This is a genomic window from Shewanella profunda (assembly GCF_023283765.1).
Classification (GTDB): Bacteria; Pseudomonadota; Gammaproteobacteria; order Enterobacterales; family Shewanellaceae; genus Shewanella; species Shewanella profunda.
Map to the genome: position 1 here is coordinate 22610 of NZ_JAKILG010000023.1, position 16492 is coordinate 39101.

General features: G+C 46.7%; 20 protein-coding genes. 18 read left to right on the forward strand and 2 right to left on the reverse strand.

Going from position 1 to position 16492, the window contains the following annotated elements:
- Position 1: 1 nt before the first annotated feature.
- The 9 genes from gspF (at position 2) to L2744_RS12250 (ending at position 6873) form a co-directional block, all read left to right on the forward strand.
- A complete protein-coding gene (gene gspF / locus L2744_RS12210) occupies positions 2-1225 on the forward strand; it encodes a type II secretion system inner membrane protein GspF (protein ID WP_248992159.1) in 1224 nt (407 codons plus the stop codon).
- A gap of 61 nt (positions 1226-1286) precedes the next feature.
- Positions 1287-1721, forward strand: coding sequence for a type II secretion system major pseudopilin GspG (gene gspG / locus L2744_RS12215; protein ID WP_248992160.1), 435 nt, complete (start codon positions 1287-1289; stop codon positions 1719-1721).
- A 1-nt stretch (position 1722) separates the two neighbouring features.
- Positions 1723-2295, forward strand: coding sequence for a type II secretion system minor pseudopilin GspH (gene gspH, locus L2744_RS12220; RefSeq protein WP_248992188.1), 573 nt, complete (start codon positions 1723-1725; stop codon positions 2293-2295).
- Positions 2282-2650, forward strand: coding sequence for a type II secretion system minor pseudopilin GspI (gspI, locus tag L2744_RS12225; RefSeq protein WP_248992161.1), 369 nt, complete (start codon positions 2282-2284; stop codon positions 2648-2650). Before gspH ends, gspI begins: the two co-directional genes overlap by 14 nt.
- The gene (gene gspJ / locus L2744_RS12230) at positions 2631-3386 is read left to right on the forward strand and encodes a type II secretion system minor pseudopilin GspJ (RefSeq protein ID WP_248992162.1); all 756 of its coding nucleotides are present in this window, start codon (positions 2631-2633) and stop codon (positions 3384-3386) included. Before gspI ends, gspJ begins: the two co-directional genes overlap by 20 nt.
- On the forward strand, positions 3383-4387 hold the full coding sequence (gene gspK, locus L2744_RS12235; protein WP_248992163.1) for a type II secretion system minor pseudopilin GspK: 1005 nt from the start codon (positions 3383-3385) through the stop codon (positions 4385-4387). Before gspJ ends, gspK begins: the two co-directional genes overlap by 4 nt.
- 48 nt (positions 4388-4435) lie before the next feature.
- On the forward strand, positions 4436-5623 hold the full coding sequence (gene gspL, locus L2744_RS12240) for a type II secretion system protein GspL (protein WP_248992164.1): 1188 nt from the start codon (positions 4436-4438) through the stop codon (positions 5621-5623).
- A gap of 1 nt (position 5624) precedes the next feature.
- Entirely contained in the window at positions 5625-6101 is a 477-nt protein-coding gene (locus L2744_RS12245) for a type II secretion system protein M (RefSeq protein ID WP_248992165.1), read from the forward strand.
- Positions 6102-6111: 10 nt separating this feature from the next.
- The gene (locus L2744_RS12250) at positions 6112-6873 is read left to right on the forward strand and encodes a type II secretion system protein N (RefSeq protein WP_248992166.1); all 762 of its coding nucleotides are present in this window, start codon (positions 6112-6114) and stop codon (positions 6871-6873) included.
- 65 nt (positions 6874-6938) lie between these two features.
- On the opposite strand, the gene yrfG is transcribed toward L2744_RS12250, so the two are convergent.
- A complete protein-coding gene (yrfG, locus tag L2744_RS12255) occupies positions 6939-7601 on the reverse strand; it encodes a GMP/IMP nucleotidase (protein ID WP_248992167.1) in 663 nt (220 codons plus the stop codon).
- 164 nt (positions 7602-7765) lie between these two features.
- Here yrfG and L2744_RS12260 point away from each other — a divergent pair, with 164 nt between their 5' ends.
- The 4 genes from L2744_RS12260 to L2744_RS12275 all read left to right on the forward strand — a co-directional run bounded on the left by L2744_RS12260 (position 7766) and on the right by L2744_RS12275 (position 11851).
- Positions 7766-8353, forward strand: coding sequence for an aspartyl/asparaginyl beta-hydroxylase domain-containing protein (locus tag L2744_RS12260; protein ID WP_248992189.1), 588 nt, complete (start codon positions 7766-7768; stop codon positions 8351-8353).
- Complete coding sequence (locus tag L2744_RS12265) at positions 8331-10340, forward strand: phytanoyl-CoA dioxygenase family protein (RefSeq protein WP_248992168.1); 2010 nt, start codon at positions 8331-8333, stop codon at positions 10338-10340. The genes L2744_RS12260 and L2744_RS12265 overlap by 23 nt, the downstream gene beginning before the upstream one ends.
- Positions 10337-11464, forward strand: a complete 1128-nt coding sequence (locus L2744_RS12270) for a sulfotransferase family protein (protein ID WP_248992169.1) — start codon at positions 10337-10339, stop codon at positions 11462-11464. Before L2744_RS12265 ends, L2744_RS12270 begins: the two co-directional genes overlap by 4 nt.
- A gap of 99 nt (positions 11465-11563) precedes the next feature.
- A complete protein-coding gene (locus tag L2744_RS12275) occupies positions 11564-11851 on the forward strand; it encodes a DUF6916 family protein (protein ID WP_248992170.1) in 288 nt (95 codons plus the stop codon).
- Here L2744_RS12275 and L2744_RS12280 read toward each other — a convergent pair.
- Positions 11848-12330 (reverse strand): GNAT family N-acetyltransferase, encoded by a 483-nt coding sequence (locus L2744_RS12280; RefSeq protein WP_248992171.1) that lies wholly within the window; start codon positions 12328-12330, stop codon positions 11848-11850. The two genes, L2744_RS12275 and L2744_RS12280, sit on opposite strands and share 4 nt — an antisense overlap.
- A gap of 77 nt (positions 12331-12407) precedes the next feature.
- On the opposite strand from L2744_RS12280, the gene L2744_RS12285 reads away from it, so the two are divergent.
- From L2744_RS12285 to L2744_RS12305, 5 genes are all read left to right on the forward strand, one after another.
- Entirely contained in the window at positions 12408-12959 is a 552-nt protein-coding gene (locus L2744_RS12285; protein ID WP_248992172.1) for a phage tail protein, read from the forward strand.
- A 26-nt stretch (positions 12960-12985) separates the two neighbouring features.
- On the forward strand, positions 12986-13516 hold the full coding sequence (locus tag L2744_RS12290; RefSeq protein ID WP_248992173.1) for a phage tail protein: 531 nt from the start codon (positions 12986-12988) through the stop codon (positions 13514-13516).
- 28 nt (positions 13517-13544) lie between these two features.
- Complete coding sequence (locus L2744_RS12295; RefSeq protein ID WP_248992174.1) at positions 13545-14090, forward strand: phage tail protein; 546 nt, start codon at positions 13545-13547, stop codon at positions 14088-14090.
- Positions 14091-14260: 170 nt separating this feature from the next.
- Positions 14261-15427, forward strand: coding sequence for a S8 family peptidase (locus L2744_RS12300; RefSeq protein ID WP_248992175.1), 1167 nt, complete (start codon positions 14261-14263; stop codon positions 15425-15427).
- Entirely contained in the window at positions 15415-16491 is a 1077-nt protein-coding gene (locus L2744_RS12305) for a TIGR03032 family protein (RefSeq protein WP_248992176.1), read from the forward strand. The genes L2744_RS12300 and L2744_RS12305 overlap by 13 nt, the downstream gene beginning before the upstream one ends.
- Position 16492 lies beyond the last annotated feature (1 nt).

Sequence of the window (16492 nt, forward strand, 5' to 3'; positions counted from 1 at the left end):
TATGCCAGCATTTGAATATAAAGCACTGGACGCCAAGGGTAAGCAGCTTAAAGGGGTTATAGAGGCGGATACGGCTAGACATGCCCGTAGCCAACTGCGGGATCAGCGTATGATGCCGCTGGAAATTCTTCCCGTTACCGAGAAAGAAGCCAAAGCAAAAAGCAGTGGATTTTCTTTCTTCAAACGGGGGATTTCAGTCGCCGAACTTGCCCTTATTACTCGCCAAATTGCCACGTTAGTGGCGGCGGGATTACCCATTGAAGAATCACTCAAAGCCGTTGGTCAACAATGCGAGAAAGATCGTCTCGCGAGTATGATCATGGCGGTACGTTCACGGGTCGTTGAAGGTTATAGTTTTGCCGATTCCCTTGCCGAATTTCCGCATATTTTTGATGATTTATATCGCGCTATGGTGGCCTCGGGTGAAAAGTCGGGTCATTTAGAAGTGGTATTGAATCGTCTCGCCGATTACACCGAACGCCGCCAACAGCTTAAGTCAAAACTGCAACAGGCAATGATCTATCCGATAGTGCTGACCGTTGTGGCGATTGGCGTGATTTCAGTATTGCTCGCAGCTGTGGTACCTAAGGTTGTTGGGCAGTTTGAACATATGGGGGCTGAGCTACCCGCTACCACTCGTTTCTTGATCTCTGCTTCTGACTTCGTACAGAATTACGGCCTATTTGTGGTACTTGCCATTGTGTTATTGTTTGTGGTGTTCCAACGGATGCTCAAAGCGGCCACATTTAGAATGAAGTACGATAGTTTTTTGCTGCAAATGCCCGTGATTGGTCGTGTCAGTAAAGGGCTCAATACAGCACGTTTTGCGCGTACCTTAAGTATTCTCTCTGCCAGTTCAGTCCCCTTGCTTGATGGTATGCGTATTGCGAGCGAAGTACTGCAAAATATGCGAGTACGCGCCGCGGTTGATGATGCAACGGCACGCGTGCGAGAAGGTACTAGCCTAGGTGCGGCATTGACTAACACTAAGCTGTTTCCGGCAATGATGTTATATATGATTGCCTCGGGCGAGAAGAGTGGTCAGCTGGAACAGATGCTAGAACGGGCTGCCGATAACCAAGATAGGGAATTTGAGGGTAACGTCAATATTGCCCTTGGGGTATTTGAACCTATGTTGGTGGTGAGTATGGCGGGTATAGTACTCTTTATCGTAATGGCGATTTTGCAGCCGATATTAGCGCTGAACAACTTGATTAGTAACTAATTTTTAAATTTATGGATTATAGCCAAATCGATTGGCGTAGGTTTTTTAGGAGAAGTAGTCGATGCAAATAAACAACAGACAAAAAGGTTTTACCTTACTCGAAGTGATGGTGGTGATTGTCATCCTTGGTATTTTGGCTTCTATGGTTGTACCTAACTTGATGGGTAACAAAGATAAAGCCGACCAACAAAAAGCCGTATCAGACATAGTGGCGCTCGAAAACGCCTTAGATATGTATAAGTTAGATAATGGTGTTTATCCAACGACTGAACAGGGCTTAGAAGCCTTAGTACAAAAGCCAACGATTTCACCAGAGCCACGCAATTATCGTGAAGAAGGCTACGTAAAACGCTTACCGCAGGATCCATGGCGCAATAATTACTTGCTGCTAAGCCCAGGCGAAAACAGCAAGCTCGATATTTTCAGCACAGGCCCAGATGGCCAATCAGGGACCGAGGATGATATCGGTAACTGGAATTTACAGAATTTCCAATAAGATGCTAAAGCTGCGCCAAGCTGGCTTCACCTTAATGGAGGTGATGCTGGTGATTTTGCTAATGGGACTCACCGCTGCGGCGGTGACTATGTCTATTGGCAATTCGGGGCCACAGCAGGCCGTTGAAAGAACGGCGCTGCAGTTTATTGCCGCGACAGAATTAGTGCTCGATGAAACCGTTTTGAGCGGCCAATTTATTGGCATTGTGATTGAAAAAACCAGTTATCAGTTTGTGTTTTATAAGGATGGTAAATGGAGTCCACTGGAGAAGGACAGAATGCTGTCGGAGAAACAGATGGATACCGGCATGTCGTTGAACTTAGTGCTCGATGGCTTGCCCTTAGTGCAAGAAGATGAAGAGGATAAATCTTGGTTTGATGAACCATTTATCGAGGCTTCTACCGAGGATAAAAAGAAATACCCAGAACCTCAGATCATGTTATTTCCCAGTGGCGAAATGAGCGCCTTTGAACTGAGTTTTATCGCAAAAACCGATAAGGGACAGGTCGATATACTGGTAGTTGGCGATGCGATTGGGCGTTTAACCCTAGGACGACCCGATGAAGCACACTAAGGGAATGACCTTGCTCGAAGTGATCGTTGCGCTGGCGGTATTTTCTGTCGCGGCGGTTTCAATCACTAAAAGTTTGGGTGAGCAAATGGCAAATATGCCCATTCTGGAGTCGCGTACACTCGCCCAATGGGTTGCTGACAATCAAATGGTGGATATCAGACTTGAGCCCCAGTTTCCCGAATTAGGTAAAAAAGAAGGCCGAGTGGAACTGGCAGGAAAGGATTGGTATTGGCGCCGAGAAGTCGTGAAAACCACGGATGATACTTTCAGAATGATCCGTATTAGCGTCAGTGAAGATGAGCGTTACCAGCGTATTGCAGCACAAGTGAGCAGTTATGTCTTTAAAACTAACTAAAGCTCACACAGGCTTTACGCTGCTTGAAATGTTAATCGCGATTGCGATTTTCGCCATGATAGGTATAGCGGCCAATGCGGTGTTAAGCACGGTATTGACCAACGATGAAGTCACTAAAAGTTTTTCGACTCGCCTAAAGGCTTTGCAGCAAGGCTTTGGTGCGATTGAACGTGATTTAAACCAAATGGTTGCGCGAACGCCGAGGTTACTCGAAGGTGGGCGCGGCACGACAGTATTCCAAACGGGTAACGAGATTTTAGATTCAGAGTCAGAAGCCCTCGTATTTTACCGTTTGGGTTGGTTAAATCCCGATGGTTTACTACCCAGAGGTAGTTTGCAGTCCGTGGCCTATGTGGTGCAAGAAGGGCGGTTGGAGCGCTGGTATTTTCCCTATCCAGAGCCTGAGTTTGGTTCTGAGCCCATCAAGACGGTGATCATCGATAAAGTGTTATCGGTAGAATATTCCTTCTTTATGGAAGATAAATGGGAGCGCAAAGTCGAAGCGACTAAGCTGCCTAAAGCCATAGCGATGGAAGTGGAAATTGAAGGTTTAGGTAAGATCCAACGTAAGTTCTTGTTGCCATTAGGGGCGTTAGCGCCTGAAAAGTCTAAGGATGACGACAGCAAAGATGATGAGCAGTCGGAAGGCGACAATACTGAGAATGAAGATACTAGCGGCGATGGCTCGGGCGAAGTGGATCCCAATGACGATCCCGAAGGCGAGGGTCGAGAATGAGAACCCGTATTCAGCTTCAATCTAAACAGCGTGGTGTCGCACTGATTGTTGTGCTGTTGATCGTGGCGCTGGTGGTGATTATTGCCACTAATATTACCAGTCGTAACCAGTTGTCGATGCGCCGAACATTAAACTTAGCCCAGTACGATCAAGCCTATTGGTATGCGATTTCGGCAGAAGAGTTGGCGAAGAAAATTCTAAAACAAGATTTAGATGATTCTGAAGGAAAGGTTCATCGACAGCAGTATTGGGCGATGAGTGATGTGGTATTTCCGGCTGAATATGGTGAAATTGCTGGCAAGATCACCGATATGCGTTCCTGTTTTAATTTAAATGCTTTGTCCGCCACAACGAAAGAAGTGGAAAATGGTCAACCTAAGCAGCCATTGGCAGCAAGGCAATATAAGGGATTATTAGTGAGTTTGGGGGTGGATGATTTTTCTGCGGATCGTCTGACGCAAACCTTAAAAGATTATCTTGATGAAGATACAACCGCCAGTCCCTATGGCGCCGAAGATGCAGAGTATGAAGCGCGAAACGTGCCTTACCGTGCAGCCAATACGCTGATGAATCATCGCAGTGAATTGCGGGCTGTAATGGGATATACCCAAGATATTTATTTGAAATTACTGCCCTATATTTGTGTTATTCCGGGCAATGACAGGCAACTGCTCAATGTAAACACCTTAGAGGTGAAGCAAGCAGCATTGCTTGCTGCCATGGTTGAGGGGCAAATTTCAGTTGGCGAGGCAGAGAGTGTGATCAACCAACGCCCTGGTGATGGTTTTGCTAAAATAGATGATTTTTATGAAACCTCCTCCATGAGGTCGATCAAATGGGAAGATGCAATGAAGTCGAGTTTTGTTATCGACAGTCAGTATTTCCTCCTCGCCTCAGGCGCTAAGGTCGACAATGCCATCTTTAGGATGGAGAGCGTGCTCAGAAAAGGTAGCGGTAACAAAATGGATGTGCTCACCCGTCAGTTTGGTGGACAAAAATAATAGCAAACAAGCTCAATTCTTTTAGGTTGAAGCTGGTGGAGAAAAACTGTGAGTGAACGGCTATTTATTCGCTTAGGCAGAAACACGGAGCAGGCTTGCTCTTGGTTGGTGTGGTCTGAGCAAGAACAAGAAATTATCGCCTCAGGCGAACTTGCTAATGCCCAAGGTTTAGCGACGCTAACCGAGCGTGCGGGCAATCGTCCTATTGATGTTCTCGTTCCAGCGTCAGCGATGACCTTAACCAGCGTCAACTTGCCGGAAAAAGGTCAACGCCAAGCGTTGAAGGCTTTGCCTTTTATGTTAGAAGAAATTCTGGCCGATGATGTAGATTCCATGCATTTTACCGTTGGGCCACGTAACGGTGATGCCTTAAGTGTGGTCGCCGTCGCCCATGAACAAATGCAAACTTGGTTGAATTGTTTAACCGAAGCGGGCTTAAAAGTTAAACGCATTGTTCCCGATTGTTTAGCACTGCCGCTGCAGGAATGCCAGTGGGCAGCCATGCGTTTTGGCAACGAATTACTGTTAAGAACAGGTTCAGGTACAGGCCAAAGTTTGCCACTCTCTTGGCTGCCCCTTGCGATGAAGCAACTGGTCACTAAGGATGAAGATATCTCAGTGGCAAGTTATACCGATCTCGAACTTGAAGGCGTTGAGCTTAAACCGCAACCCCTAGATTTACCTATGTTAGTGCTTGCCCGCGGTATTTTAAATGCGCCTATCAACTTACTGAGTGGTGTTTACACTCCTAAGCGCGAATACAGTAAGTACTTAATGTTATGGAAAAATGCCCTCATTATACTCGGGGTAGCCTGTTTGCTCGCCCTTGTGAATAAAGGGCTGACTATCCACCAAGTCAATAATCAGATCGCCGATCTTAAAGCACAGAGCGAGTCGATTTATCAGCAAGTCGTGCCGGGCAATTCACGGATTGTGAATCTACGTTCGCAAATGGAAAGTCAATTACGTGCATTACAGGGACAAGGTAGCGGAGCCGAGTTTTTTGCAATGCTGGATGGTTTGAAAGATGCCTTTAAGCAAGTGCCTGAACTTAAGCCCAATACCTTAAGATTCGAAAGTGCGCGTAACGAGATCCGTATGCAAGTGAGTGCTAAAAACTACGCCCAAATTGAGAAGTTTAAAGAGATTGTCGGACGTCGTTTCCAACTCGATGGCGGCACTATGAATAGCGGTGAAGATCAAGTCACCAGTACCTTAACCTTGAGGAGCAAATAAGATGGATAATTTGCGGACTTGGTGGCAAGGGCTCGCATCCCGCGAGCAGCAGTTAGTGGGTTTTTGTGCGGTATTTTTGGTGATTGGTGTGTTTTATTGGGGTGTTTGGACACCCATTGCAAATGCAGAAGCGGATGCACTGCGTAACCTCACTGCCCAGCAACAGACGTTGAACTATGTAAAACAAACGGCGAATAAAATAGCGAGTCTTAAACAAAGCGGTGCTAAACCCGTGATGTCGGGTAGCTTAAGCTCTGTGGTTAACCAAACAGCAGGCAACTATGGGTTAGTGATCACGCGCATGCAACCCCAAGGTGACAAGATCCAAGTATGGATGGACGATGTGCCTTTCGATGCTTTGCTGGGTTATTTAAGCGACTTAGTGCAGAAAAAAGGCTTATCCCTCGAAAGTGTTGATTTGGCAGAGGCCGATGCGCCGGGCTATGTCAAAGTAAGACGTATCCAATTAGCGCAATAGGGGTGTAGTTGTGAGTTTGATGAAAAAAGTAATCATAGGCGTACTGATTTATTTAATATTTTTAGTCGTTCTTTTTCCCGCTAAGATTGCGATAGCATTAGCGCCATTGCCTGCGAACATCAGTGTGTCGGGTGTGAGTGGCAGTATTTGGTCTGGCAATATTGAAACCTTAAGTATGCCACAGCGCCAACTCGAGCAAATACGTTGGGAGCTTAGTCCTTGGGCGTTATTTTTAGGCAAAGTCAGCGTTGATTTTCAAATAGGCAGTCGAGCAACTCCCGTAAGTTCTAAAGGATTGGTCACTTGGTCTTTAGGTGGCTTAAGCGCCAAAGGGTTACGTTTTGAGGCGCCAGACAGTTTTCTTATTGGTAATGCTAAGCTGCCGTTTAGAACTGAAATCACAGGGGAAGTCAGTCTGTTAGTCGAGACGCTAGAGCAAGGTAAGCCTTGGTGTGATCAGTTATCGGGAAAACTTTTTCTAAATCAAACCCATGTAAAAAACCAGTTTGGGGATTATCCTCTAGGTAATATTGAACTCGGACTGAGTTGCGTCGAAGGCAAAGCGCAATTAGCTACAGATGAAGCTAAGAACCAGCTTGGTATTGTTGGTACCTTGCAGTTAGATGAAGGCAATATGGTGAAGGTTGAGGCTAAGATTAAAGAAACAGCTGAGCAGCCCAAGGATATGCGTGAATCACTGGGTATTCTGGGTAAACGTGGTGCCGATGGCTATTTCTCAGTGGTGTATCAGGGACGTGTCCCAGGGCTGTAGCTGAACAATTGAGCGCTATGATAAAAATAAAGGCACCTTAGGTGCCTTTGTTTTTTATCATTTTTCTATTGTTTTAAATCATCAAGTAATAAGTGGTAGTCAGTAATAGCAGGGAAGTCGTGAAAGATTTTTATCGGTTTTTGGCTATCGGGATTAGCAATCCCCAGTTGATGACCAACGCCTGCAAGCCTCGCCGCATTGAGTATGGGTTCGCTGTCGTCAATAAAGAGGCAACGGCTAGGATCGAGGACAAATTTTTCAAACAAGGTTTGCCAAAATTGTGGATGCTCCTTGGGATAACCCGTCTCGTGGCTGGAAATCATGCCATCGAGCCCTGAGGCAAGTTCAGTATGCTGAAGCTTTAAGGCAAGACTCTTAGGGTGTGCATTGGTGACCAGAATACGTTTTTTACCCGCAGAGGCTAAGGCATCCAAAAAGGGCATACTATCTTGGCGTAGTTGGATCCTATCCACTAAAGTGCGGTGCAAACCCATAATGTCGAGCTGAAGTGTTGCTTGCCAATAATCGAGGCAATACCAATCAAGTGTTCCCGTCACTTTGCCATAGGCATTCACGACTAATTGTTGCGCTTCATCCTTGCTAATGCCTCGCTGCCGACTCAATTCCTGTGGCACTAAACTCAGCCAAAAATGATTATCGAAGTGTAAATCCAATAGTGTGCCATCCATATCGAGCAGCACTGTATCTATGGTGTTCCAGTTAAGCATGGGTTATTCCATTTGTTTCAACGAGTCAGTTAAGAGCTGTGCTAACTTGTAGGGTCATTACTTTGTGCTAGGCTTGATTGATTGACCTAAAAACACAGTAGTTGGATATGGATATCGACTCTTTTGCCTTGCTTGCTCATATTTCAAATACCCACCAGTTGGATATGGATATCGACTCTTTTGCCTTGCTTGCTCATATTTCAAATACCCACCAGATACTAGTAGAACTTAATTCGTTGTTGCAACAAGACTGGTTGCCCCATGTTAATCAACGTGACTATCAGGGAGGCTGGGATGTTCTCGTCCTGCGCTGCGCCGCTGAGTATCAAGGGGCACATCCTATCTTGCAAGCCTTCTCTATATCATCGGCCGAAGATTGGTGCAATTTGCCTTGTCTCGAATCTAGTCCTGCGTTGTTAAGTTTTATTCAATCCCTCGTTTGTCCGGTGAAATCCGTGCGTTTGATGCGTTTGCATGCTGGCGCGCAAATCAAACCCCATCGAGATCAAGGGCTCAGTCTAGAGCAAGGCGAGGCACGGCTGCACTTGCCGCTGCAAACCAATGAGTCGTTAAATTTTTATGTGGATGGTCAGCGCGTACCTATGCAGGCAGGCGAGCTTTGGTATATCAATGCCGATCAAATCCATTGGGTCGAGAATAAAGGACGGGAAGCGCGCATCAATCTCGTGATTGATTGCGAAGTGAATACTTGGCTAAGGGACTTAGTGAATGCTGCAGAAATTAGAGTTTGAATCAGGATCATCTTTAAGCGTGGAAGCGTTAGCCGCTTTTGCTAACGCCCTGTTGCAGGCCACCTCAGCAGGAGAGTCAAAGCGACTGATTGATCCCCTATTAACCCAACTCTGTCAGTGGGCTGAGCTTGACTTACACCCTGACGGTTTCTTCGATACCGAGGCGAGCATGACGCCGTTTGGTAAGGCGGTGTCGCTCACTACGGCAGCACAGTGTGCCGAAGATCCCGAGCGTGGGCGGGTCTTTATGCAGGGGATTTATCAAGCGATACAAGATCGTCTAAAGGCTCATCCCGGGCAGGCTGTGAATATCTTATATGCGGGGACAGGGCCTTTTGCTTGGTTGCTATTACCCCTACTACCGTTATTTTCGGCCAGTCAAATTCAAGTGACGTTACTCGACATTCATCAGGCTTCAATAGACAAAGTCATGCAGCTAATTCAATACTTTGGCTTGGGTGACCGTATCGTGACATATGTGTGTGTTGATGCGACCCGCTGGCAGCCTGAGCCAGTGCAGAAGTTCGATTTGATCGTCTCTGAAACGATGAAGCATCTGTTGCAACAGGAGCCGCAAGTGCAAATTTTTACCCACTTACAGGCGTTTCTTGAGGCCGATGGGGAGTTTATTCCCCAGAATATCGAACTCGATGCGTGGCTCGAGTGTAAAACCGTGCAGGGGAGAGAAACGCATTATTTAGGGCCTTTATTCGCACTCAATCGCCATACGGCACAACAACTTGCCAGTGGTGATCTCAGTCTTTTGGCTGGCTCATTACTCCTACCCGATTTTGACCAAGGTACTGTCACCCTTAAGCTCACCACTGTGGTGCAAGTGTATGAGCAACATAAACTGCGAGAAAATCAGTCCCAGTTGACCCTGCCTCGATACCAACAACAGCTCTGGCTTAAGCCGCTATCTAGGTTAAGTTTTCGCTATGAGATCGGGCCATATCCCGATTTTGTGTTTGATTTGCCATTGCTTAAAACCGTTTTAGTCTCGAGTGATGATTTAGGGGGCGGTGGTATTTATCACCTACTGCGCCTATGGCAGAAAGTACAGTTACAGAAACGTGGCGAGTCTCTGCCTCAGCTCGCCCATGAATGGACTTTAGATAAAGCCTTGCTGGATCTCTGTGGCATTGGTCTAGAGCCGGGGATGAAGGCGCTCTATCAAAATGACAATCAACAGGCATTTATTACTTTTATATTGCAGACTGCTAAGCTCACGGCGGAGGATATTGACAGCATAAATCAACGACTGCGTGATTTATCCTTAGGCGTCGCGGGAGCTACCACGACAGCTCGGGCTAGCGTTTCACCTCCCATTGCGGTGTTAAGTGATGCCCAGCTCGACTTTTGGCACAGTGAAGGTTACTTAGTGATCCCGCAAGTGTTATCGACAGAGCAATGCGCTGCGACGCGAGCCTTGATTTGGCAACAGTTAGGGGCGAATGAACAGGACACTGCGACTTGGTATCATCCCCGTGAATTGATGCAGAAAATTATGCTGCAGCTGTTTCGTCACCCAACTCTCGATGCGAATCGCCAGACTCCACTCATCCGCCAAGTATTTGAACAGTTGTGGCAGCGAACCGATCTGGTGATGACGACCGATAGAGTCAGCTTCAATCCTCCTGAAACACCGATATGGCGTTTTCCTGGGCCCGATATGCATTGGGATATGCCGCTACAACTCCCCATCGAGTTTGGCACCCAAGGGTTAATCTATTTAACCGACACCAGCGAGGATCAAGGGGCATTTTGTTGCGTCCCCGGATTTCATCTTAAGATAACGGATTGGCTGGTTGAACAGGCTAAAACGGATATCGAGCTGCAGCAGGATTGGCATGAATGGTCGGTGAAGCCAATAGCGGCAAAGGCGGGGGATCTCATTATTTGGCACCATGCCTTGCCCCATGGCGCCAGTCCTAACAGGGCTAAGCTGCCACGTATGGTGCAATATATTAACATGTATCCGTTATGAGCCAGTCGCAGCGGTATTGGTTGTTAGTCCATAGTCCGATTGCCTTGAGGGAACTGAGCAAGGCGACGACTATGGCTGAGTTCTGTCAGTATCTTCGGCAGTTTTGGGCTCTGCCAGACTATGGTGATGGCGAATTACTGGCTATCTTAAGTGCAGGTAATCGGCAATCTTTGCAGCCCGATTTATCCCTCTTGTGTCAGTTTTGGGCCCCAGCAAACTATGATCCGAAACACAGGGTGCTAGAGTGGATCTCCGCCACGGAAAAACCGACATTACCTTTTCACTCTGAGCATATTTGTGCCGTGCGTAGCCAGATGCTGTCCGCCTTGATAAGGCCTAGAACCCCTCTATTACCGCTGCCGGATCTGTCAGGGTTTACGGCGCAAGTGCAGCCAGCAGGTTTTATCTTTCACCTCTCGCGTTGTGGTTCCACTCTCGTGTCGCGCAGTTTTGCTGGGCTATCTAAATGCAGGGTGTTATCTGAATCGCCTCTGCTGACTCAAGTGCTACTGGACAGTAGCCTATCAGACACACAAAGACGTGCGGCTTTAACATTTTGCATTAATACCCAAGGTCAGTTGTTTCATCCTGAACAGCATTTGTTGATTAAATGGAATGCGTGGGATTTGCAGTTTTGGCCCTTGATCCTGTCACTGTATCCCAAGGTTCCTGTCTTATTATTACTCAGGGATCCGGTAGAAATACTGGCTTCACAGCAAAAGTCGGTCGGCTTTCATATGGTGCGACACCCATCAGGACCTTTGTTTAGTGAGTTATCAAGGATTGAAGCTAACGAGACGACACTGGATTATCAATGCAAGGTGTTGCGGTTGTTATTGGACTATAGCTTAGATGTCTGTAGCTATAGTCAAGTACTGGCTGTGGATTATAAGGATTTATTACCTGCGATAGCAGATAACATCGCTAAGTGGTTTTCGTTGGATCTTTCTGCAGAAGAGCGAAGCCAAGTTGAGCAATGTCAGTTGATACACTCTAAAACAGCGACGCAATTTTTTGTGGCAGATTCACAATCAAAACAAATGTTTTTTTCGGCTAAGCAAAAAAAACAGATCTACAGTAATTGTAGTTGGTCAAATCGTTACTTTTTTGAAACCAAAAAGTAACAATTTCCTTGTATTTTAGTGTAACGTAAACTAGCTTTATTTAGCTGTTTATGGATTAAAAATATCAGCAAGTTAAAGTTTTTATTCTAGGGATGGAAAATGCAATCATATACTTTCAAGCAGTTAACCGCTTTATTAGGCGATAACATCACACTCACAGACTCTCAAGGGAGTCGTCTTCAGCTGGTTATTCACAATGTCGAACAAGGTGTACAAAGCGCTCCCCAATGGGAGGATTTTGCGCTCTATTTGTTAGGACAGGAAAATATTCGGGTTCCCCAGGGCAATTATATGTTTGAGCACCCAGCATTGGGGGCTGAAACCTTATTTATGAGCCCTAAGAGTCAGGTGGAATACGAAATTGTGTTTAATCGCAGGGTCGTTTAAGGCTGCCATTCCATTAGAAGATAGACCTCATTTGCAGTGCTTTTATGTTTAAAACCGAGCTTTTCATACCATAGGCGTGCTGGGTTGTACTGTTCCACATGAATACTGACCACAGTTTGCTGTTGGCGCGCTTTAGTAAAGAGTTGCTCAAAGAGATAGCTACCAATTTTTTGTTTTTGATATGCGGGAAGCAAACTGATATCGACCACGCGGATTTCAGTTGTCCACTGGTCCACAAATAATCGGCCTATCGGCGTCTGATCCCATTCGACGATAAAGAACTGCTCGGTATTGTAATAGTGAGTGTAGTGGTGCAGTTGAGCCGAAAACTGTTGCTGTAAAAATGCCGCTTTTTGGTCTGCGGTAAAGGGAACTTGAGATAATTCTTCGTCCCTGGTTGTTGCGTAAAGTGATAATAAAAAAGGCAGATCCTCTGGTTGGTAAGGCCGTAATTGAATCCTGTGTTGTAGATCTGTCATGCGTCACCCCGATTGTTATTTGACTTGAGTGTAAGAGTGAAATCGAACCCTTGTAAAGTGTAAAAAAGGAGAGAGTGATGGATCCATTTATAAGTGAAATAAGGATATTTGGTTTTGATTGGGCGCCCAGAGGGTGGGCAAAGTGTGATGGATCTTTACTGTCCGTTCAGCAAAATCCCGCACTATTTGCTTTGCTCGGTCAGAATTTTGGAGGTAATGGCACGACAACGTTTGGTTTACCGGATTTAAGGGGGCGAGTCCCTGTGCATTTGGGCGCTACGACGAGAAATTCACCCACTTATGTCACCAGCACAATTGGCACCGCAGGAGGTCATGAGGGGATCGCATTAACCGAGGCACAAATACCCGCCCATAGTCACCAAATAAGGGCCTCATCGTCACCTGCGACCGTAAAGGCATTGACGGGTAACGTCATCGGTGTCGCCATTAATAAACAAAACTCTCAAGTGACTCATATGTATGCCCCTTTCGATGCAGTTAATCAAGTCAGTCTTGGCCCTGATTCGATTGGAATCACGGGCGGAGGGCTACCGCATCAGAATTGTCAGCCTTCGATGGGGGTCAATTTCTGTATTGCCCTTCAAGGCATATTTCCATCTCGTAATTAACCAATACCGACAAGCAGGAGATGATGATGAGCGAAGCATTTATTGGTGAAATCAGATTATTTGGCGGGAATTATGCCCCCGTAAACTGGCATAAGTGTGATGGAACCATGCTAGCGGTTAATGACTATCAGGCGATGTTCGCCTTGATAGGCACCTTGTATGGCGGTGATGGTGTCAATACCTTCGGTCTGCCCGATTTACGTGGCCGAGTACCTGTGGGCATGGGGCAAGGACCCGGTTTAACGGCGCGGTCGATAGGGGGAAAATTTGGCGCGGAGGCTGTGTCGCTGGTATCCACTGAATTACCCCCTCACAACCATACGTTAGCTGCGAATAAGGCTGAGGCGTCAACGGAATTACCAAATAATGCACTGTTTGCCGCCCAAACGGATGGCGATAAGATTTATTTGGCAGAGGCGAGCACCAATCAGTTGGCGACACTGGCAGCCACTTCTGTTTCTGCTGCTGGTAATAGCCTACCACACGCGAATGTGATGCCATCCTTGGCTGTGACGTACATTATCTGTCTGAATGGCTTGTTTCCATCCAGAAATTAAATCTATTGAGTATTCATGGAGTCTCATTATGGCCGATCCATTTGTTGGTGAAATCAGAATAATGGCAAACACTTTTCCACCCTATGGGTGGGCGCGTTGTGATGGACAATCGATACCGATATCGCAAAATTCTGCGCTCTACTCTGTGCTGGGAATTGCCTTTGGTGGTAACGGTAGCACGATATTTAATTTGCCGGATTTTAGAAGTGCGACACCTATTTGTTCGGGGCAGGGATCTGGGTTGTCAAATGTGGTACTGGGTGAATTTAGCGGTGTGGCTGACGTAACCCTGTTAAGCGCGGAAATGCCTGAACACAGCCATTCTTTAAATGGCAGAACGACCACGGGGAGTCAAGGTATCCCAGATGCAACCCTATATATAGCGGCAGATGGCGCGGGCGGCGGCGGTGAAAATATTTTTTACATGGTGCCGAGCACCGCGACTGTGGATAGCGTCATGTCGCTTAATAGCATTACGGCAGTAGGTTCTGGTATGTCACATCCGAATACTCAACCTTACTTGACCTTAGAGTTTTGTATTGCGCTCAATGGCGAATACCCAGTTCGTAATTAGTTGGATTGGCTGTGTGGCAGTTAAGGCCTCTTACTGGGTTAAGTAAGAGGCTGTCTTAATCGCGTGTTAATGGCTGGGATTGAATTTAAACGATGAAGGTCATTAACCTGTTGTTGCGGTGGTTTTGTGTGTTTGTTCCCCTGTTCGTTGCGCCGTTACAGGCGGAGACAGTGGCATTTAAAAATTATGGGCAATGGGTTTGGTTCGAATCGGCGAGTGACGGCCTCTATCGCCAAAAGGCTGCAGATCTTACCGTGCAATTTGCCCCCCGTTTGATTGTGAAAACAGCACGTGAGGTCACCACGGCTGAAATGGCCTTAATGGCGCCGGATGCGACGCGGATTACTGATTTGTTTTTGATGAATCGTTACCGCTACTTTTTGCTCCATTACGATCGACAGACACAGGCATTTGCTGCATTGGTGAAGTTACAAGCTGAAGCTAAGCTCCTCTTGATCCAACCGGATCTGCGCCAGCAAAGGCAGAGATCCGTTGCGCCAATGGGATCTGGGTTTGAGCGAACAAGTGCAGCCAATGAGGAGTGGGCGCTACCCGCTTATTTGGCAGTGGTGAAGAGGAATGGTTTGTGGCCCTCTAATGGCGGTAAAGGGGTCACTGTGGCTGTGATTGATGATGGATTTGAGCTGTCACATCCCGAATTTGCACAGTTGAATACGCGTTTTTATTATGATTTTTCTATCAAGCAATTGGTGGATGCGAACCCTCGCCAAGAGGTCTCTACTGGGCTGCATGGCACCAAAATCGCAGGCGTGCTTTTTGGCTTACACAATCATCGGGCACCAGAAGGACTTGCGCCTAAAGCCAATTTTGTTGGCATTAGTCAGCGAGATACTTGGACTAGCCAGACCTTACAAAGTTTTTATATTGCTTATCTTGCAAAAGCAGATGTGATCAACTGCAGCTGGCACAGTCAATGGTTACTCGAGCCAATTGAGGATGTTGTAGATGTGATGGGGCGCGAGGGGCGCGAAGGCAAGGGGGTTGCCGTGGTATTTGCGGCGGGCAATAAGGGTAAATTGTTAACCCTAGGTATGCATGAGGCCAGCATAGCGAGTGCGATAGTGGTCGGCGCCACTGATGCGAATGGAAAGCCATTAAAGAGCAGTAATTTTGGTAATACAGTGGATGTATGGGTTTTTAGTGAAAAAATAATCAGCGCGGATGCCAATGGTAGCTATAGTTATTTTTCAGGAACCTCAGTTTCTGCTGCAATTATCACAGGTTACATAGCCTTGCTAATTGCCAATGATCCGTCACTGGATGTGGATCAGGTGCTCGATAAATTAAGGACGATACCAGAATTATGGAAGAAATGACGCCCCCGGTGCCATCGGCAGATGAAGTTAATCAGGAACTGGATTTTACCAGTCACTGTAGTAGCAACTTCCCCGTAATTTTAGCGGGCTTAAAAATATCCTTAGTAGTCACCAGCTATCAGGCACATAGGTTGTTTTTCATCCGCTCTGACGGCAAAAAAGTGGACGTTAACTTCAAAAACTTTCCGCGCCCTATGGGGTTAGCCGTCACGCCGCAACAAATTACCTTAGGCACTCTGCATGAAGTGTGGCGTTTTCGACGCAGTGATGCGGCGTTGGACTTTTTATCTGAGCCATCTCAGGCCGATGCCTGCTATATCGCTGGCGCGAGCCATACCACAGGGCTTATCAATATTCATGACATTGCCTATGGCAAAAAAGGCCTGTGGGTGGTGAACAGTACCTTCTCTTGTTTAGCAACCCTAGAGCCAGGCTACAGTTTTGTGCCACGTTGGAAGCCGGGTTTTATTTCTGAACTGGCTCCTGAAGATCGCTGCCATTTAAACGGCATGGCGATGCTCGATGGCGAGCCTGCCTATGTGACGACCTTTAACCAGTCGGACGAAGCCAGTTCTTGGCGTGAGGCCGCTAAAGATAAGGGCACTTTGATTGATGTTAAAACGGGGGTGCTAAAACTTGCTAATTTAGTGATGCCTCATTCGCCACGTTGTTATCAAGGGTACGTCTATTTTTGTGAATCGGGTCATGGCTTGGTGCGTCGTTATGATCCCCGGACGGAAGAAGTTATCGATCTAGTAAAGTTGCCTGGTTTTACCCGTGGCATGGATTTTTATGGTCCTTTGATGTTTGTCGGTTTATCTAAAGTGCGTGACTCGGCTATCGCTGAACCCGCTCCTATAGCCCAAGAATATGCCGAAACCTTAAGCGGTATTTGGTGCATTAATTTGGCAGATCATAGCGTGGTGGGTTACGTCAGTTTTGAAGGAAATATCGATCAAATTTACGATGTTGCCGTGTTAGTCGGCGCCATCTATCCCGAGCTCTTGCTGCCAGACGATGAGCAAGCGATGTCAGTATTTCATTTTCCGCCATTAAACTGGTGAA